Source organism: Paenibacillus sp. FSL k6-2145, assembly GCF_037976585.1.
In the GTDB taxonomy this organism is placed as follows: Bacteria; Bacillota; Bacilli; order Paenibacillales; family Paenibacillaceae; genus Paenibacillus.
The window spans coordinates 4,986,748-5,006,155 of sequence record NZ_CP150267.1 but is presented as its reverse complement, the minus strand read 5'-3'; the positions used below and the strand labels follow the sequence as shown (position 1 = coordinate 5,006,155).

The 19,408-nt window shown below is 45.3% G+C and carries 16 protein-coding genes; 2 read left to right on the top strand and 14 right to left on the bottom strand.

Going from position 1 to position 19,408, the window contains the following annotated elements:
* Positions 1-71: 71 nt before the first annotated feature.
* A complete protein-coding gene (locus NZ043_RS22390) occupies positions 72-1,121 on the bottom strand; it encodes a 2,3-butanediol dehydrogenase (protein WP_339309264.1) in 1,050 nt (349 codons plus the stop codon).
* Positions 1,122-1,497: 376 nt separating this feature from the next.
* Here NZ043_RS22390 and NZ043_RS22385 point away from each other — a divergent pair, with 376 nt between their 5' ends.
* Positions 1,498-2,535 carry a LacI family DNA-binding transcriptional regulator gene (locus tag NZ043_RS22385; protein WP_017688801.1) on the top strand — a complete coding sequence of 346 codons (1,038 nt, stop codon included), beginning with the start codon at positions 1,498-1,500 and terminating at the stop codon, positions 2,533-2,535.
* Between the two features lie 134 nt (positions 2,536-2,669).
* Here NZ043_RS22385 and NZ043_RS22380 read toward each other — a convergent pair whose 3' ends face one another.
* Positions 2,670-3,638 (bottom strand): D-2-hydroxyacid dehydrogenase family protein, encoded by a 969-nt coding sequence (locus NZ043_RS22380; RefSeq protein ID WP_249910894.1) that lies wholly within the window; start codon positions 3,636-3,638, stop codon positions 2,670-2,672.
* Between the two features lie 349 nt (positions 3,639-3,987).
* Entirely contained in the window at positions 3,988-4,569 is a 582-nt protein-coding gene (locus tag NZ043_RS22375; protein ID WP_091031256.1) for a TetR/AcrR family transcriptional regulator, read from the bottom strand.
* Between the two features lie 239 nt (positions 4,570-4,808).
* On the opposite strand from NZ043_RS22375, the gene NZ043_RS22370 reads away from it, so the two are divergent.
* The gene (locus tag NZ043_RS22370; protein WP_339309263.1) at positions 4,809-6,029 is read left to right on the top strand and encodes an MFS transporter; all 1,221 of its coding nucleotides are present in this window, start codon (positions 4,809-4,811) and stop codon (positions 6,027-6,029) included.
* Position 6,030: 1 nt separating this feature from the next.
* Here NZ043_RS22370 and NZ043_RS22365 read toward each other — a convergent pair whose 3' ends face one another.
* The 11 genes from NZ043_RS22365 to NZ043_RS22315 form a co-directional block, all read right to left on the bottom strand.
* Positions 6,031-6,192, bottom strand: coding sequence for a hypothetical protein (locus tag NZ043_RS22365; protein WP_155985038.1), 162 nt, complete (start codon positions 6,190-6,192; stop codon positions 6,031-6,033).
* 32 nt (positions 6,193-6,224) lie between these two features.
* On the bottom strand, positions 6,225-6,680 hold the full coding sequence (locus NZ043_RS22360) for an SRPBCC family protein (protein ID WP_133384536.1): 456 nt from the start codon (positions 6,678-6,680) through the stop codon (positions 6,225-6,227).
* Between the two features lie 160 nt (positions 6,681-6,840).
* On the bottom strand, positions 6,841-7,932 hold the full coding sequence (locus NZ043_RS22355) for an HD domain-containing phosphohydrolase (RefSeq protein ID WP_133384535.1): 1,092 nt from the start codon (positions 7,930-7,932) through the stop codon (positions 6,841-6,843).
* Positions 7,933-8,215: 283 nt separating this feature from the next.
* Positions 8,216-10,051: a UbiD family decarboxylase gene (locus tag NZ043_RS22350; RefSeq protein WP_339309262.1), complete on the bottom strand. Its 1,836-nt coding sequence runs from the start codon at positions 10,049-10,051 to the stop codon at positions 8,216-8,218.
* Between the two features lie 214 nt (positions 10,052-10,265).
* Positions 10,266-11,597, bottom strand: a complete 1,332-nt coding sequence (locus tag NZ043_RS22345; RefSeq protein ID WP_339309261.1) for a HAMP domain-containing sensor histidine kinase — start codon at positions 11,595-11,597, stop codon at positions 10,266-10,268.
* A gap of 2 nt (positions 11,598-11,599) precedes the next feature.
* Positions 11,600-12,268 (bottom strand): response regulator transcription factor, encoded by a 669-nt coding sequence (locus NZ043_RS22340; RefSeq protein ID WP_076327861.1) that lies wholly within the window; start codon positions 12,266-12,268, stop codon positions 11,600-11,602.
* Positions 12,269-12,297: 29 nt separating this feature from the next.
* The gene (locus NZ043_RS22335; RefSeq protein WP_339309260.1) at positions 12,298-14,262 is read right to left on the bottom strand and encodes an ATP-binding cassette domain-containing protein; all 1,965 of its coding nucleotides are present in this window, start codon (positions 14,260-14,262) and stop codon (positions 12,298-12,300) included.
* Positions 14,263-14,456: 194 nt separating this feature from the next.
* Positions 14,457-16,409, bottom strand: coding sequence for an S-layer homology domain-containing protein (locus NZ043_RS22330; protein WP_339309259.1), 1,953 nt, complete (start codon positions 16,407-16,409; stop codon positions 14,457-14,459).
* Between the two features lie 71 nt (positions 16,410-16,480).
* The gene (locus tag NZ043_RS22325; RefSeq protein ID WP_339309258.1) at positions 16,481-17,512 is read right to left on the bottom strand and encodes a dockerin type I domain-containing protein; all 1,032 of its coding nucleotides are present in this window, start codon (positions 17,510-17,512) and stop codon (positions 16,481-16,483) included.
* A 192-nt stretch (positions 17,513-17,704) separates the two neighbouring features.
* Positions 17,705-18,997: an amidohydrolase gene (locus NZ043_RS22320; protein WP_339309257.1), complete on the bottom strand. Its 1,293-nt coding sequence runs from the start codon at positions 18,995-18,997 to the stop codon at positions 17,705-17,707.
* Between the two features lie 78 nt (positions 18,998-19,075).
* On the bottom strand, positions 19,076-19,369 hold the full coding sequence (locus NZ043_RS22315; RefSeq protein ID WP_076214685.1) for a hypothetical protein: 294 nt from the start codon (positions 19,367-19,369) through the stop codon (positions 19,076-19,078).
* Positions 19,370-19,408 lie beyond the last annotated feature (39 nt).

The following is a 19,408-nucleotide window of genomic DNA, read 5'->3' as shown; positions in this document are numbered from 1 at the left end:
TATTTATACAAAAAAAGTAGACAATCACATCTGTTGATGTGCTGTCCACTTGTTCTTACTGTCTGTGATTTCTATTCAGCTTTTACCAAAATCTTAACCTGATTTTTCTCTTTCAACAGTGCTTCAAATCCATGCTCTACCACTTCATCCAACGAAATTCGTTTGGTCACCAGCTTGTCAGCCGGGAAGAAACCTTTATCCATCAGACTGATCACCGCCGGGAACACATCGCGATAACCAATAATGCCATTAACTGTACGTTCTTTCATGACAATTGAGTTCGGGTGGATCGGTGCTTCCTGTTCAAAAATACTGACGATCATCAACTCTCCACCAATACGTGTTGAATCGATGGCTTGTTGCAGAACACGTGGAACACCGGTTACTTCATAGGCTACGTTAACGCCACCTTGTGTACGTTGATGGATCTCTTCCACTACATTAAACTGCACTGGATCAATCACAATGGCACCAAGTTCTTCGGCTTTTGCTTTCCGTTCATCCGATAACTCCACCACATAAATATCCGACGCTCCCGAAGCTTTAAGCGCTTCGATGACCAGTAGTCCGATTGGGCCTGCGCCAAACACGGCTGCCGTATCTCCCACTTTCAGTTTGCTTTGGCGCACAGCGTGAAGTGCTACAGCTGAAGGTTCAACCAACGCACCTTGCTCATACGAGATTGAATCCGGAATGGCATGTACCATGTTTTCTGCAGCAGTTACATACTCGGAGAATCCTCCTCCGCCTCCAGCGAGTCCAAGGAAACCCATCTGATCGCAAAGATTGTATCTGCCCTGTTTACAAGCTTCGCAGTGTCCACATGCATAGATGGGTTCTACCACAACACGATCGCCCGCCTTGAAACGTGTAACACCTTCCCCTACTTCAACCACCTGTCCTGAGAATTCATGCCCCATGACTATAGGCGCTTGTTCCCCTGTTAGCGGATGTGGCGCTTGAGCCGGAATGAAAATCGGACCTGCTGTGTACTCGTGCAAGTCACTGCCGCAGATGCCGCACCATTCCACTTTTATTTTGACCTTACCTTCTTCAGGGTGAGGTTCATTAATATTTTCGAGACGTAAATCTTTGACTCCATGCCAACGTAATGCTTTCATTCATTTCATCTCCCAGATCATAATGTGTGATATAATCGGAAACGTTTCCGTAAATTAAATATGTCACATTTTAGATACGCTGTCAAACATATTTCTCCACTAATATGTCTATTTCGTGATCATATCGAGTTTACTTTAGAATGCTTATACTTTAATTCAAGTGATCTTAAAACGATGTAATCCTTATTATTAACATATATCATGGCAAATAATATTGCAGACTGAATGAAATATAATCATACCTCGCCATAAATCTGGTCCTTTCACGGGATACTTCATTGCTCAAATGTTATAATCAAGTTATATAACTATCGTGAAGTTCATACATATTCCTAATAATTCGGAATCGTTTCCGATAAAGTGAGGTAACCGTACATTGAGGAAAGAACAGAAACTTACGATCAAGGACGTTGCAGAGCGTGCCGGCGTGGGCATCGCTACCGTTTCCCGGGCCATCAACAATTCAGAAGGCATCAGCAGTAAAACACGGGATAAAGTGATGCAGGCCATTGAAGAACTGGGGTTTGTACCCAACACCTCGGCACAGAGTCTGAAAATCCGGCAAACGCACCAGATTGCACTCGTGGTACCCGACATACGTAACGCCATCATTCCGGAAATCTCCTGGTCTGTAGAGCAAACGGCGAAGCAGCATGGGTACCATGTCGTGCAGATCAATACGGCAGGCAATGCCAGAACCGAGTTGGAAACCATTCGTAATGTCAAAAAATTGCATGTGGACGGACTGATCTTCATGCCTCTCGCGTATCCCAAAACGTTACCCGGGCTGATTGATAAAGCGCCGCTCCCTATCTCCATGATTAATTACGGCAAAAAACTGGAACCGGGCATGAAGGCAGATATCGTCTCTCTGTCTCAACCTGAAGGCAAATTGGTGATGGAGCATCTGTTCAAAATCGGCCGGACTCGAATCGCTTATGCAGGAGCACCGAAGGACATTATAGAAGAACGCTTTCGTGCGTATGAGCAAGCCGTAGGTCACGTGGACATTTCTCTCGTCTACTTTGGTGAGGACTTTTCATTGAATACAGGTGCCAATGCTGCAGATTATTTCTATGGACTTACGCATATGCCAGATGCCGTCTATGCCATTAATGATATGGTTGCCATCGGATTGGTTAATCGGTTCAAGGAGTTAGGGGTTCGTGTACCTGAAGATGTGGCTGTTGTTGGTGTCGATAACAATCAATGGACGACCGTCACGTCTCCTCAGATTAGTTCCGTCTCCATAATGGGCGAAGAAGTCGCCAGACTTGCTACCGAGCTGTTGTTAAAACGAATTCGGGAGATGAATACGACCGATTACGAACATATCCAATTTGAACCGCGCTTAATCGTTCGTGAATCAAGCGTAGCCATGATTCATTCCTCCCAGCGAGGACCACACAGTTAAGCTATTCCTTCATTTGTTCTGCTACACAGATATACTAAAAAGGTGTTGCTCAGGTCTAACTCTTTCCTGGCAGCACCTTATTTGTCGTTGATTCTATATAATTATAGCCGAGTCATACTCCGCATACGTTCATTCTAAGAAAGCAGTTGCCTGATTGGTGTTCCCTTCAGGAACATCGCTATATTCTCCACGGTATGATCATAATAGATTTCATAATTGCCACGAGTCACATAACCCAGATGCGGTGTGGCCAGAACGTTGGGCAATGTTCGCATCACATGGTTAACTGGCAGCGGTTCCTGCTCATATACATCCAGACCTGCACCAGCAATCACACCACTCTGCAATGCCTCCACCATAGCTTCCTGATCGACAATGCCCGCTCGCGACGTATTGATGAGTAGCGCACTCGATTTCATTAGTTGAAACTCGGCTTGTCCGATCAGATTCCGCGTACGATCACTCAATACCAGATGAATGGATACGATGTCGCTCTGTGCAAGCAATTGCTCCTTGGTCTCGGACCAGATGACACCATGTTTTTCGGCTTTCTCTTGTGTTAGATTCTCGCTCCAGGCCATCACATTCATACCAAATGCTTGTGCGATCTCAGCCATGCGAGTGCCTATCTTGCCCAAACCGAGCAATCCAAGTGTTCTCCCATGCAAATCCAACCCTACAGTGCTCTGCCAGTTTCGATTGGAGCGAAGTGCATTATTTTCCGTAACCAGTTGTCTGGACAGCCCCAGAATCAGTGCCCAAGTAAGCTCCGTCGGCGGATTAGAGCTTCCCTCGGTTCCACACACAATGATCCCGTTCTTCTCTGCAGCCTTGAGATCTATCGACGCGTTGCGCATACCACTTGTAATCAGAAGTTTTAGCTTAGGGAGCTGAGAAATGACCTTCTCCGGAAACGGTGTACGTTCCCGCATCAGAACCACAATATCGAAATCCTGCAATTCCTGAATGACTTTTTCTTCCGAGCCCATATAGTTGTTGAATGTCTGAATCTCTACCTGATCCATCAACGGACTCCAGTCCGCCGACGTCAGCGCAACATTCTGATAGTCATCCAAAACGGCACAGCGCAACTTTGTATTCATTTCTGATCTCCTCCTATATCTGCTCAATTCTTATCTGTATAAATTGTCTAAAGAATCTTTACACTGGTCACTCCAATGACAGAACAACCTTCTGATCGCTGTTATCCCCAGATTTTCTTCGATTCCTTTTTATAAAGGAAAAATCCGGGGATAAAGGCGAACGCTCCGCTTCCTCAGCTTATTTCTGTCCTCTCCGTTTTGTGTAAATGTTTAGTCCTATTTATGTATATTGTAGCAACTCTGGCTTCATCTGCCCAATGCCATCAGACACAGATAAGAGCAGGGAAGCAACTTACATAACCCTCGTATATTGAGGTACTCTGCATCACTTTAAAAAGTATCATTCCGATTACTGTAACAAAGATAGTGTAACCTGGATGCTCTGCTCTACAAACAATCGGTCCGGTCCTGATTTCATCAGAACAGTCAATCCAATCATGGATACCACCAAAGACTGTGCTACCGCACTCGCGTTCAATTGGAGGGACAATTCCCCGCTCTGTTGCCCTCGTTCTATCGTTTCTTTGAAAAGAACACCCAGGTACATCTGATGCTCCCGTGTAAGGACAGCGAATTTGGGATCATGTGGAGCCAGTTCAACCATCGTATTAATGCAAAAACAGCCGTGACTAGGCTCGGTCACACTCCCCTCTGCTCCTATATGTTCAAACAGTCCACGAAAGGCTTCTCGCACGGAGGAGCTCTGTTGAAGTCTGGCTCTGACTTGAGCAGCATGCTGAGTGGTATACCTGCGAAGTGCTGTTTCAAATAATTCCTTTTTATCGCCAAAAGCCGCATACAGACTGGGACGTTGTATGCCCATTGCGGTCGTCAAGTCATTTAAAGATGCCGCTTCAAATCCCTTGTCCCAAAACGTATGCATCGCTGCATCGAGTGCTTTATCCGTATCAAATTCCCGTTGTCTAACCATACAATTCACCTCTTTATGTATCGATCAGTATGTTTATATATTTTAACCTCATACCAATGGATAAGTCAAAGATCACTCAATAAAGATTATTAAAATTAAAAAAACTCTTCCATAAAACGTTTTTAACCAAATTGAAAATCTCATCCAATTCTCTGTTGACAGAATTCACGTAAATAAAGTATGGTTATCCCGAAACATAACATACCGATCAGTACATAATAGAAAGGTGACAAATACGCATGCAAACTTCTTCTTCAGATGCACAATTATCCAATAAGGATCGTCCTGCCATGTCACGGTTAGTTGCTCTTCTCTTTGCCGTGTGCAGCGGACTTGCGGTCGCCAATATTTATTATGCTCAACCTCTGCTGGACTCCATTGCTCAAGAATTCAGTCTCTCTCCATCATCCATAGGGATTGTCATCACAGTGACTCAAATCTGTTATGCCTTGGGGCTGTTCCTTCTCGTTCCGCTTGGTGACCTCTTAAATCGCCGCAAGCTGATCATCATTCAAATGCTCTTATCTGTGCTTGCACTGGTTCTCGTAGGAACCGCACAATCCAGCTCACTTTTATTCACGGGCATGGCTGTCGTTGGTTTATTAGCCGTCATTACGCAAACGCTCGTTGCCTTTGCTGCACACTTAGCAGCCCCGTCCGAACGTGGTCGCATTGTCGGGCAGGTAACCAGCGGAATCGTCATTGGCATTTTACTTGCACGAACGGTTGCAGGTACACTGAACGATTGGCTCGGGTGGAGATCGGTATATCTGTTCTCTGCCAGCCTTACATTACTCGGAATTGTCGCATTATTTTTTGTTCTCCCAAGGCAGCAATCACCACAAGTGAAACAAAGCTATATCCAATTAATCGGTTCCGTCTTGCAACTGTACCGTGAGTTGCGTGTGTTACGAGTACGAGGTGTGCTGGCCATGTTGATTTTTACAGCCTTCAGCATCTTGTGGACTTCTATGGTACTGCCACTAAGTAGCCCTCCACTGTCCTTGTCTCATACGGTCATAGGTGCATTCGGTCTGGCAGGAGCGGCTGGGGCACTGGCCGCTGCCCGTGCAGGTAAACTCGCCGATCAGGGCCTTGGGCAGAAAACAACCGGTGTCGCCCTTGTCATTTTGCTCTTGTCCTGGCTGCCCATCGGTTATGTCCATCATTCTCTCTGGTTCCTGATCCTGGGTGTTATCCTGCTCGATCTCGCCGTGCAGGCCGTACATGTTACCAACCAGAGCCTGATCTACGAAGTTCGCCCCGAAGCACAGAGCCGCCTGACGGCAGCTTATATGATCTTTTATTCCATCGGCAGTGCAACCGGCTCCATCGTTTCTACCCAAGTGTATGCATGGGCGGGCTGGACAGCCGTATGCTGGTTAGGTGCTGGCGTTAGTGCAGCAGCCCTTGTGTTCTGGATGATCGATCGTTATATGCATCGGAATCTCAATCGTTGAATTAGTCCAGTTTATTCCACACCACAATAAAGAGGGTTGCTAACGGACCAAATAACAGGGAAATCAGAAACCAGTTCCGACCACTTCTGTTTTTTCCCTGAGCTAGTCCGGCATTAATCAAGGCAAGTGTGCCCCAACCTACAAAATATTCATTATCCATCAAACGTCTTCTCTCCTCTATCCCTTCAATTATGACTACTGCTCAAGCATATCTTTGAGCTTACGATTGCGACTCTCCAGAAATGCCTGCATGTATCTCTTCAGCACAAGTCGTTCGGTTGCCCATCCCAGCAATCCAAGTGGAGCTTCAAACCGCAGCGTGTCTCTCATGCAAGTCACCTGTTCTCCGCATTCGCTAAAATGATGTTCATGTCGCATGCTCTTGAAAGCCCCTTTCTCCATCTGATCCACAAAGAGGAAAGGTCGTTCAAACTGCACGATTCGGGACTTCAACTTCTGTCTGATACCAAAATGAGTAGCCTGAAATGTAACTGTATCCCCTGCTCCAATTCTTCCTGTGGTTACTCCTGCGACTGCTCGCTCTCGCGTATGTTGCCAGACGGTCTGAGTATGTACATCAATATCCCGGGCATAGTCAAAGCACCGTTCAATCGAGGCATGTATCGTAATCTCGGTTGTCACTTCAATCATGGCGATCGCTCCTTGGCAGGAAAAATAAGGTCTTTGCAAGTATACGCTTGCTTCCTTGGTCGAACAACACATCGTGGATGATATAACAAAAAACGGGTCCCCTGTCTTAGTACAGGAGGCCCGTTCTCAATATAAGTAAGGAATACAGATCATATTCAGATTAAATAAGCAATTCATCAATGGCAAGCGTACGCTCTTTGGAGAGATCGCGATATTCTTCAGACTCCACTTTGATGAGTGGTTTGAAAATATCAGATGTATTGTTCATGACAATAACACCTTTTTCTCCATTGCTGAGCAGAACCTGTTTCCCGATGAAATTAGGAAGCAAATGTTGCATCAATGCCTGAACCGGTTTTTCATTCAATTTACCAAATCCCATTCCATAGATATCTCTAAGGTTGTTGATCAGGTTTGGATTGCTTCCTCCGTGATTCCCGGATCTCATGCCTATATAGATATCCGCTACAGATACAATTTGTGTATATGGATGAATTTCACTTTTCTCAAGTTGCATCGGATAACCCGACCCATCTTCCCGTTCGTGATGCTGCAGAGCAACCAGTGCTGTCGCTTCATCCGTCATCGAATTTTTGATAATTTCATGACCATATATGGTGTGACGTTGCATTTCAAGCTGCTCATCAGCCGTCAACGGTTCTGTTTTGTTCCGAATCCGGTGGGATACTTTGCACTTTCCAATGTCATGCAGATAACCACCGCGACTAATCTGATAACTCTCCTTCTGAGAATATCCAAGCCAGTTCGCAAGGTAGAAGGACAACAATCCTACCTGGATTGAATGTGTATAGTTATTGACGTCATCCCGCTCCAGCATCATCAGGAGATGAACGACATCTTTCTGCTCATCCAGTCCCTCAACCATCGGTTGCAGTGCATCATCCACCATGGTTGCGTTGAACTTGCCAACGGTCAGAGCTTCGAGAAAAGCATTTTGATAATTATGTACAGTCTGAATAAATTGGGACTTCATCTCTTCTTCAGGTGCTTCTTCCTTCGTGCTAGTACTTAACCCGGAAGCATGCTTTGCCGCTGCAGCAAAAAATTCTGCTTCAGTGATTTCCTCTTCGCGTGATTCAATATCTACATAATCTACACGGTGCTGCATAAGCAAGGAGATATCCTCACCTTTGATCACAGTTCCCTTCCCGAGAACGTGTAATCCTGCATCGCTGAATGTATCCGCAGTTAGACGGTCTCCGTCTTGCAGGTTCATAATATGGATTCTCAAATCGGTATTCCCCCTGAACAATTCATTATAGTAACAGCACCCAACGGAACGGGGCCACAAAAATACCTATACTCTTTATATCGTTATAATTCTTCATTTCATACATAGTTCAAACGACCTTAATCGAAAAGGTAAATACGAACGTATAAGACTTTATCCTCACTCCAATATCCAAATTAGTCCCGGTTTTAAACTTTTACACACTTTTGTGCCTCATTGCCGTATCAGAATAAGCCAAAGAAGTTCAAACTCTTTCGTTTGAACTTCTTCAGGACATCTCAAATTAGATTTTGATCGAACCCAGACTAGCCCCTTTAACAAATAAACGTTCAATGCTCTTCTCGACCGAAACATCGGGAATCAGCGGCGGTGCCTGGTGAGGTTTGGTACGTGCATCAATAATGACCTGATCACAACCCCAATGCTTGTGGTCATATCCGCTATTAACCCCGTACATGTCATGTGAAGGGTTGCTTCGAGTAAACGTTGCCCATAAGAAGTTGCTGAGGTTAGCACTCAGGAACGAACTGTCGTCACATAGAATGATCATCGGACACGAGTCCAGATCGCCTTGTTCTTTCAATAGAGAAGTGAATGCTTGCATCTCCTGTGCTGTATCCGCATAACTCGTGAAGGCCGATGTCTGGATCGAAACGATACCCGGCATGATGAGCTGCGGATTCTCATAACCACGAATGTTTTTCAAAGACTCTGGAACTTCCGTGCACAGATCCCGAATCTTGTCGCCATAGGCTGCAAAAACAACTTTGCTACCGCTGTTCAGCCCTGTACCCGAGTAATCCAATGTATCAATGGTCGTATGGGTATGGAAATGAATATCCCGCTGCATATCCATGCGCTCCAAGATATAGGTCAGGAATTCAACTTCCTTATGGGTGTCCAAAGGCTGCTGATCCTCTGCGGTAATGAAGAGATACTTCGCCAGACTGAGCTGACCCGTACCCAAAATACGATTGGCAATCGTAAGCAACTCTGTCGGCTGCTTCACCGCCTGATACGGCGTGTAACGTTCACTGCCGATTGCAAATAGCAATGGATGGACCCCTGCCGCATCGACCGCATGCACTTCTTTGACACCTGGAATCTCCTGTTTGATCGCGTCTCCAGTAATCTCATGAATCAAATCCCCAAAAGCCGTATCCTCTTGCGGTGGACGACCAACAACCGTAAACGGCCAGATAGCATTAGGTTTGGCATAGACTTTATGCACACGCATTAGCGGAAATTCATGCGTCAGACTGTAGTAACCCAGATGATCCCCGAACGGACCTTCGGGCTTTGTCTCGCCTGGGTAGATATCACCCGTGATGACAAAATCGGCATCATTGCTAATGCAATACCCGTCCTTGTAACTGTACCGGAAACGACGTCCAGCGAGCAGACCGGCAAATGTCATCTCACTGAGTCCTTCAGGCAAAGGCATAACCGCTGAAAGTGTATGTGCTGGTGGACCACCAATGAAAATACTAACTTTCAATGGTTCTCCCTTTTTGACCGCTTTGGCTTGATGTATACCAATTCCGCGATGAATCTGATAGTGCAATCCAATTTCTTTGTTTAATTCAAAATCATTGCCATTTAGTTGAACCCGGTACATCCCCAGATTGGAATTCATGATGCCTGGCTTATCTGGATCTTCGGAATACACCTGTGGCAACGTTACGAATGCCCCACCGTCCATAGGCCAATGTTTGATGAGCGGCAGGTCCGAGATTTGAATCTCTTGTGCCGACACGGGTAGGCTGATAGACTTCTGCTTTGGCAGTGCCTGCCATGCAGCAAGACCTGTGCGGACATGCTGAAATGGCGTCTTAAGCGCCTTCATGGGATCGTCACGAACAGCCATGACCCGTTGTACGCCTTCGAGTGTACCGCGGAACATGAATTTGCTTCGTTCCACCGTGCCGAACAGATTCGATACAGCCTGGAACTTTGAGCCTTTTACATTTTCGAATAATAACGCAGGGCCTTTAGCCTCGTGCACTTTCATGTGGATCGCTGCCATCTCCAGATGAGGATCAACCTCTTCTTTGACCCGAATCAAATGACCGTGCTGCTCCAGATCGTTAATACAATCTTCCATATTGCGATATTTCATTGGATGGCTCCATTCTGTGTATAATAAATTGATTAAGTTCATAGATTCACATAACGTCTCTTCTATTTTATCAAATGATCCTCTGCTAAACAAAACTATATGTGAAATTTTGTCGCGAATACAGATATCAAAAAAAGCAATATGGCAGCAATCTGAATCCTGAACGCACAGGGACCGATTGTTTCCATATTGCTTCTCTCTATTTTGACTTGCCTTAAGATGTAATTCCCGATCTGGGAATCGTGACAATAAACTGCGTACCTTTTCCGACTTCGCTCTCTACATCAATTGTACATTGATGCAATTTCAAAATTTTAATCACAATGGACAACCCCAATCCATTGCCTCGAAGCGAGCTGCTTCGGGCTTTGTCCACCATATAGAATCGATCAAAGATATACGGAAGAGCTTCCTCAGGAATGCCTTGTCCAGAATCTCTAATCAATACCTTCACAAATGAAGATGACGTCTCAATTTCGACATGAATGGTACCTTTAGGTTCGGTGTATTTGATCGCATTGTTTATTAAATTCTGCCAGACCTGACCAAACAAATCTTTGTCCACTGTGATTTCGCAGGGCAACAAGTCCAACTCGATCTGGATATCCTTCTGCGCCCACTGCGGCTCCGCCAGTAAGATCGCCCTTCTTAATTGTTCATCCAACTGGAACGTGGTGAAATGAACCGGATGATGCTCTGAATCCAGCGAGGCTAGCCGAAGCAGATTATCACTGAGCCTCGATAAGCGCAGCGTTTCCTCATAGATAATATCCAAATGCTCTTTCTGCTCTTCTAATGGAATAACACCATCCTGTAGTGCTCTGGTAAATCCTCTTATCGATGTGAGCGGAGACTGCATTTCATGAGAGACGTTGCTGACAAAGTCATCACGAACCGAATCGATTTTTTGCAACTCACTCGCCATATGATTAAAGCTCTCCATTAGTTCGCCAAACTCATCCTTGTTATTATGTTTCAAGCGGACCGATAGATCTCCTGATGACATCTCTTTCGCTGCCATCGTTAATCTCTTAATCGGTTTCACAATGTATCCGGACATGAACAGGATTAATAAGCTGCCAATCACCAGAACCGTTAACAGTGAGGTTAAGAGCGTGTTTCGCAGTGTATGAAAAAGAGAGGAAAAATCACTTTGAATCAGAAATGTGCCAATTCCCTCGTTTGTTCCGGGAACACCTATGGTTGCAATTCCATCTTTACTGGACAAAAAAATGGCATCTGTTGTACCCGTTTCAAATAACGAATGAACTTTGTCCTCTGGCATGGAAGATAACACTTCACTTTGTTCATTCACGGGAGTGATATTCAAGCCGTAGCGAGCAAAGATATCGAAGCTTAATTTCACTTTTTCCGGATCATCAATCAGGTTAATCAGTGTAGCGAGATCTTCAGCAAAAGTAACCATAAACCGATTAGGTGTCTTCTCCTGGGACCCGTTATTTAACATAAAGGAGAGAATTAAACTCACCAGAACAATCCCGATAAACGTAGCTACGATGCGAAGTCGCAGGCTTTTCCTAAACATGTTCATGCCCGCTCCAGACGATATCCAAGTCCTCTTATCGTTGAGATCACTAGCTCAGGTACAGGTTCAAGCCGTTCCCTTAACCGTTTGATATGTACGTCAACCGTACGCTCATCTCCTTCGTAATCGATGCCCCATATGTCATCTATAAGCTGTGTACGTGTGAATATTTTCCCTGGCGAACTCGCCAGAGAAAATAACAATTCACATTCCTTCTTTTTCAATTCGATAGTTTGTCCGTCCGCAATGACCATCAGATTGCCCAAATCAATCGTCACACCGCTGATCTGAATCATGTTTGATGAACTTTTGTTATATCGTTTTAATAATGATTTTACACGCAGGATTAACTCCACAGGATCAAACGGTTTAACCAGGTAATCGTCTGACCCGGCATTAAATCCTCTGACTTTGTCCTTGGATTCTCCCTTGGCCGTCACCATCAAGATTGGAATATCCAGATAGGACCGAATATCTTCCGTCAGTTCAATGCCGTCTATTCGCGGCATCATCACATCCACAATCGCCAGATCAACTTTCGTATGCGAAAGGATATCTAAAGCCTCTTGACCGTCTGGTGCTTCCAGCACGGAGAATTGATTCTTTTCAAGATAGATTCGGATTAATTTGCGGATATGGGAATCATCGTCCACCACCAGAATTGTGTTCATGCAGCCATTATCCTTTCCAAAATTGATATTTATTCGTATCGTAAGGATTCCATCGGGTCCAGCTTCGCCGCTTTTGATGATGGCATCAAACCGGCCACAATACTAATCGCTGTACTTACCACGATACCAAACAAGATATAATATCCCGAGAGATTAATGAGTTTTGCTCCAAACGCATTGTCCAAAAGAATGTTTAACACATAACTGATGATCACTGCAAAAATTACCGCAATAATACCACTAAATACGCCTAATAAGGCAGATTCGGAGAAGAATATGCGCTTGATATCTTTCTTTCGTGCTCCAATGGCCCGAAGAATGCCGATCTCTTTCGTCCGTTCCACGACACTAATATAGAGGACAACCAATATCATAATACCAGATACGATCAACGAAATGCCTGCAATACCCGCGAGTACAATGGAAGCCATACTTACATATGTGGTGATATTCTCCATGACCTTGGCCATCTGGGAGCCTGCGAAGCCCGCATCAACAGCAGCTTCATTGATTTCATTTACATATTTCATATCGGTTGCATAGGCGTTAACCTGAATCGGCCCGATTGTTATTCCTTTGTCCGTATACATTTGCTCCAACGTCTCTGATGAAATGTATCCCGGGGATTGCTGCATTGGAGATCGTGGATCTGCCGCTTCGTAGATCCCTGAGATGGTTACTTCTTTCTCCAAAGTTAACGGTTTATTATTGCCATCCATCTCATTGATATATAGAAACACGGACTTGCCGATCATGGATTCAGCTTGGTCATTTCCGCTTAATTGTTTCGCCGTATCGAGAGGTAACAGCATCTGATTTTCTACCGGCAGAACACCAATTGTCATCAGTGCTGGATCAAAAGCATCCGTTAACGTTGTTAACTGTGTGAGTCCTACACTTTGTTTTTCATTCACCATAGTGGATTTGCCTGTAATGGTCGTGATCGTCTCTACATGATCCACATTAGGGAAATTTCGGATCGTCTCGATATCAGCTTCGGTGAACGGTTCACCTGGTGCCATCAAAGCCTCGGGGCCTTGCATATCCTTGGCTTCTTCACTCGGCTTTGTTATATCCACGAGCAAAGGGTCCATACTTGAATTGATTTCGTCATTCATATACGTCGTTATACCATTCCCCAAGGAGAGCATCAGGAGTACACTTAATATACCTATAGATCCCCCCAATGCTACCAGTACATTACGCTTGCCGTTGAGTTTCATATTTTTAAGTGCCATCTTGAATGAAGCAAGCAAGCTCAGGCTCCGGGAAGAATCCTGACCACTCTCGTAAACAGCCGTAGAAGGATTTTTCAGGTGAATATCGTCACTAATGCGCCCCTCTTCAACCTTCACAATACGTGTACCGGAATCAGCGACTTTCTGCGAGTGAGTTACGGCAATCACCAGCATTCCCTTTTTGGCTATACTGTCCAGCAAAGCGAGGATTTGATCTCCGTTTTCCCTATCCAGAGCACCCGTCGGTTCATCAGCCAAAATAATATCGGGATTGTTGGACAAAGCCCGTGCGATGGAAACCCGTTGCTTCTGCCCCCCGGATAACTGGTTGGGACGTTTGTTCAGATGATCTTTCAGTCCGACCTCTGTCAAAATATCAACAGCACGTTGGTTGCGATCCTTCTCATTGGTATCCGTCATTTGCATCGCAATCGTCACATTTTCGAGAACAGACAGATGCGGGATCAGATTGAAATTTTGAAAGACAAAGCCGATATTATTCTTCCGATAATCATCCATTTCCTTTTCTGTCATGGCACTTAAGTTCTTGCCACGAACAACGACGTCCCCTTCATAATCGGAGTCCATGCCACCAATGATATTCATCAGTGTTGACTTACCGCAGCCAGATTCGCCAAGGATCGAGACAAATTCTCCTGTCTCAAAACTCAGGTTCAAACCGTGGAGTACGGGAACTTTTTCTTTTCCATATAAGGTGTATGATTTCTTCACATTTTTAACTTCTAGTATTTTCATATGGATCTCTTCCTCTCCTGATCATGCACAATATCTATCTATTTGATGTTCATATCGTAACAAATCAGTATGAACTGATAATGAACTGGACCATTGCACCTATAAGAGGTTCGAGAAAAACGATATGCAAAAAAAACACCTACAGCTTGCTTGAAATAAATCATTTCAAGTAAGTGTAGGTGTCCAAAATTTGATTAGATTAATCCGGCTTTTGCCAGCAGCCTTTTCACAATTGCCGCAGATTGTGCACGACTAATGTCTGCATCTGTCATCAGCTTGCCATCAGCACCTTGTACCAGCTCTTGTTTAATCGCCGATGCAACCGGCTCTGCTGCCCATGCTTGTACTGTAGCGCTATCGCTGTATGTGCTCAGCAGACTTGTTGTCTCTGACGCGTCGGCCTGTGCCAGACCGACCAGTTTCATTGCACGTGACACAATGGTCAGCGCTTCAGCACGAGAAATTTCGCTGTTCGGACGGAAGCTGTCATCAGCATAACCTGAGATCAGACCGTAGGACACAGCCGTCTGAACCTCATCCTCATACCAGCTGCCTGTCTTCACATCCGTGAATGATGCCGCTTCTGTACTGCGCGGTGCGTGCAGCCCCAAACCTCTTAACAGAACAGCCGTAAACTCTGCTCGCGTAATACTCCGGTCTGGCGCAAACACGTTCTCACCAGTACCTTGTACGATCAGACGGGATGCCAGATCCTGTACGTCATCACGACTCCAGTGGTTCGTTACATCACTGAATGTTGCCGGATGATAGATCAGAGCATAAGTGCTGTTCGTCAAGCTGTTAATAATAGCAGAATCTTGTCCATTACCTTTGATAACCTTGGTTGGTACATGCAGAAGGCTGCCATCTGGCTGAAGTACAACTCCTGTCGTGATCTTTGAACCATCGACACCCTCTGGCAATGTAATGGAGCGCTCTACATATGAGTTGAAACGATCCACATTAACCTGCTGTCCATTCCAAATCGCTTTCACTTCAAAATCAACCGGAGCTGCGATCACTGTAGTGTTCTCCAATTTGTCCGCTGCCGCCTGAATGGCTGTTTGTTTGGATGCAGCACTAGGCGCAATGGCGATCTGAATTGTGATATCTTCGAGTGGAGTCGTTCCTCCAAATTGGTTATGAATCTGATCCACCTGAATCTGGTTAGCTGGGAGGGTGTATGTACCACTGTCAGTCTGAATGACAACTTCGGCATTACTTCCTTCCATTGTTTTGACCAGCTTGCCGTTCAGTTCACCAACGACCGCGCCCTTACCTGTACCTGTAATCGGCAGCAGAAGCGTTCTTAGTCCACTACCAATCTGATTGATGACTTTGTCATTATCCACGTGAATCGTGGTGGTAACCTGATTGTTTACCGTTGATGTGGTAGCTGTCGCAGATTGTTCCTGTTTCTGTCCGTTCACATAGATGTCTACACCTTTAGTTACCGCCGGAGTCGATGGAACTGGGGTAACGACAGGGGAGGTTGGTGATACACTACCTCCTCCACCCGAAGAGTTACCAGGATTCGGTGTAGGTGTCGAACCAGAATTGTCGCCACCTGAGTTTGCTGCTGTAATTGTGATTGTTCCACCAGACAATTCAGTATAATTTTCATAATCTACGTTTGTGAAACTCCAGTGCTCTGCATCTTCCCTATTAACCGTGAGTTTTTTCGTTCCTGGAGCCGCATTATTTTTGGCTTTGACCTCAATATCAAACAGTTGTTGCTCCACAGGTACTGGATGTTCGCCTGCAGTAAAATCAGCCCAGATGATCCGCACCCAGCCAGCTTCATTATCAATCTTATAATGGAAGTTTTCTTCATTGTTTTCCACTATGGATGGTAAATTGCCGCCCACATATTTAGGCGTGATACGTACGATCTCCAGTGCAGACGAATCATAATCAATCTGCATATTATAAGCGGTAACTGCCGCATAATGCGGTTGTTTTAACGTCACAGGAACATGCACGCTCTGTCCAGCCTGTACGCTGACATCCGTAAACTGTACCTGTGATGGTTCCATCGGCTCCGCCCCTGCTACACTCGGCAATACGAGTGACGAGAGTAACGCCAGTGCGATCAAACCTGACATTGTTTTTCTGATTCTTGGACGTTTCTTTTTCGGTTGAAACATGTAATAACCTCCATAGTCTTTATTCTTTAATAGATGCACTGATGAACGAGATTTTTATCCCCTACTTAAGATCAAGGGGGTGGTGGAGGTCCTTCAACAGCTTGTTTGCCAACAATTGTTACTGTTCTTCCTCGGAATTGCTCGTCGGAAGTAGATTGAGGTGTGATTTCAAGGAAAAGGTATTTTCCCAAGTCGCTCGTAGTAATAGTGTACTCAGAGCCTGTTGCTTCCGCGATCTCTGTCTTACCTTCTCCCGTTGCATCCGAACCTTGGTACCATTGATACAGCGTCGTATTAGGGTAATCACCATCTGCGTCAAAGTATTCGACTGTACTGGTTATCTTGACTCCGGTCTTCATCTCACCGATTAGTTGAGCATTCAATGCATAAGGCGCATCGTCCACTTGCTTGAATGTCAATACATAACGGTTATCCTTGGCACCAAGCTCTGTAACGGCATAGCCTTCCAGCAAAGCCTGAGGATCAGACCAAAAAACTTCACCGTCACGGTTGACATCCATCCGATTCATCTCAACAGCAGAATAGGAGCGACGGTTGAATTCGTTACGAAGATGTTTCAATAGCGCTGCTGCATCCGCAGAATTCACTTTGCCATCATTATTCACATCACCTTGTTTACTAATATAAAGTTCGAAATTATCCTTAACAGGTTCACCAGATAAAGTATAATTGGCTTTCAATTCAATGTTGATCTTACCCCATTTATAGGGAATAATTACCAATTTATTTTCATTGTTTACGTATACGCGAGCCACACTATCATCATCTGAACTGGCGCCTACCGAATCGTATGCATTGAGTGGAAAATGCGTATTTAAATCAATGATAACAGTCTTATCCAGTGCCTCGATTGGTGTATACGACACGAGAGAATGCTGATTTGAATCTTCCGATGAACGATTCAACCATCGAATATCCTCGTTGAGCACAGGTCGTGAAATGGTTATTTCCGCACCAATGGCTCCTGCGTTAGCCTGTGGGAGCGTTCCACCTATAGGCAATGCAATGCCCAATCCGAGCGCAGTCAACATGCTTTTTTTCAATATCGGCTTAAGCCGTTTTTTGTTTTGTTTCCCCTTCAATTCATGTTCCTCCTCGTATACATTTCAAATTTGAACAACTACATGCTCAGTATAACGACCCATTCTGAACCAATTCTGAACAGGACCATGGACCTATTACCAGTTATAATTCGACAAAAAACGCCATGGAGTAAGCCTCCATAGCGTTTTGAGTACAAATATTTTGCCAGTTTGGATCAAATTCACTAAAAATTAAATTCCCTCAACAATTCTTTTTGCTCTAACCTTTACCTCACGGTAGAGTTCATCCTCATCAATCGTCAGCAGTTTCCTGCCTCGCATGAGGATCTGACCGTTCACAATGGTGGTGTCCACGTCCGCCCCATTTACACTGTAAGCCAGTAGCGACTCTACCTCATGTATCGGTTGAAGATGTGGTTTTGCCAGATCGATCAGGATCAGATCCGCTTTGTGCCCCACCTCAAACATACCCACTTCATCCTGTAGACCCAACAGATTAGCGCTTCCGCGTGTAGCCATGTGTAGAACGTTCTTGGCTGGCAAGCGAGTGGGGTCACCATAGTCCAGCTTTTGCAGCCAAGTCGCGGCTTTGATCTCCTCGAACATATCCACAGTTGTGGCACTTCCCGCTCCATCGGTTCCGATTCCCACGTTAATCCCCTGTGCCAACATCTCGGTGATCGGAGCAATTCCACACCCCAGCTTCAGATTACTGACCGGATTGTGCGCTACACCTCCTCGCATGCCCTTCAATCTGCCGATGTCCCTGCGATTGAGGTGTACACCATGTGCAAGCAGCACATGTGCCTGTTCGAACATGCCCGCCTCTTCCAAATACTCTGTTGGTGTCATGCCATAGCGCTCACGGATCTTCACAACTTCTTCCTTCGTCTCAGCCAGATGAATATGTAGCGGGATATCCTCCGTGACAGCCAGAGCAATGACTTCACGTAGCGGCTCCATGGGACAAGTGTAGGGTGAGTGGGGCCCATACATGGTTGTAATTCGCCCATCGGCCGCTCCAGACCAGCGTTGCACCAGATCGATTGCCTCCTGCAACCTGCGTCCCCCATCCTCCTCCATGAATACCATCCCACGTGTAAGCGATGCCCGGATGCCCGTTTGCTGAACAGCTTCCGCTATCTCATTCATGTGAATATACATATCCGCAAAAGCAGTGGTACCTGAACGGATCATCTCGGCGATGGATAACTTGGCACCCCAATAGATGTCTTCCGGGTTCATCCGCGCCTCGGCAGGCAGCATTTTGCGTTCAAGCCAGTCCATCAGCTTCAGATCATCCGAGAATCCCCGGAGCAGACTCATCGGTGTATGTTGGTGGGCATTAATCAGTCCTGGCATGGCAACCTTATTGCGTCCATCGATAATCTCATCTTGCGGTTGAGGCAGAATGTGATCAGTAATCTGCGTAATGCGATCTCCCTCAACACGAATATCCCCCGTAAAGGGGGCATCGGCATCTTTCATCGTTAGGATCGTAGCTTGCTGAATCAGTATACTCATTACATTCACGGCTCCTCTGGATTCGTTATCATTCCTTCCATATCCGAGAGTAAGCCTTTACGTAACGGCAAGGTCAAGTCATTTTAATTTTTGAATCGTCATCTTTCTGAAACTTTGTATAAAGGGTTTGGGATCAATTTCAACCATATATGGATACACGCCTGTACTTGTGTGCAGATAGAAAAATCCACCTTCATCACCCATCCGGCGAAATGACATATCAAACACTTCTGTGATGTTGAACTCACGGTATTTGGTCACAATTTTATCTGAATACAGAATCATGGAGCGGGCATTCATCTCAATCTCTTGGGCGAGACCCGTCACTTCTCTCTGCACTTTGTAATAAGGTAATACAGCAACACAGTTCATGATCTGCCTCCATTCATGCCTTGATTATTGTTCCATCAT

Excerpts from the sequence above, each read along its gene's own strand:
- NZ043_RS22375 (WP_091031256.1), bottom strand. The coding sequence starts at position 4,569 with ATGGTTAGACAACGGGAATTTGATACGGATAAAGCACTCGATGCAGCG.
- NZ043_RS22320 (WP_339309257.1), bottom strand. The coding sequence starts at position 18,997 with ATGAGTATACTGATTCAGCAAGCTACGATCCTAACGATGAAAGATGCC.
- NZ043_RS22360 (WP_133384536.1), bottom strand. The coding sequence starts at position 6,680 with ATGATTGAAGTGACAACCGAGATTACGATACATGCCTCGATTGAACGG.
- NZ043_RS22370 (WP_339309263.1), top strand. The coding sequence starts at position 4,809 with ATGCAAACTTCTTCTTCAGATGCACAATTATCCAATAAGGATCGTCCT.
- NZ043_RS22380 (WP_249910894.1), bottom strand. The coding sequence starts at position 3,638 with ATGAATACAAAGTTGCGCTGTGCCGTTTTGGATGACTATCAGAATGTT.
- NZ043_RS22390 (WP_339309264.1), bottom strand. The coding sequence starts at position 1,121 with ATGAAAGCATTACGTTGGCATGGAGTCAAAGATTTACGTCTCGAAAAT.
- NZ043_RS22345 (WP_339309261.1), bottom strand. The coding sequence starts at position 11,597 with ATGTTTAGGAAAAGCCTGCGACTTCGCATCGTAGCTACGTTTATCGGG.
- NZ043_RS22340 (WP_076327861.1), bottom strand. The coding sequence starts at position 12,268 with ATGAACACAATTCTGGTGGTGGACGATGATTCCCATATCCGCAAATTA.
- NZ043_RS22330 (WP_339309259.1), bottom strand. The coding sequence starts at position 16,409 with ATGTTTCAACCGAAAAAGAAACGTCCAAGAATCAGAAAAACAATGTCA.
- NZ043_RS22315 (WP_076214685.1), bottom strand. The coding sequence starts at position 19,369 with ATGAACTGTGTTGCTGTATTACCTTATTACAAAGTGCAGAGAGAAGTG.
- NZ043_RS22335 (WP_339309260.1), bottom strand. The coding sequence starts at position 14,262 with ATGAAAATACTAGAAGTTAAAAATGTGAAGAAATCATACACCTTATAT.
- NZ043_RS22350 (WP_339309262.1), bottom strand. The coding sequence starts at position 10,051 with ATGAAATATCGCAATATGGAAGATTGTATTAACGATCTGGAGCAGCAC.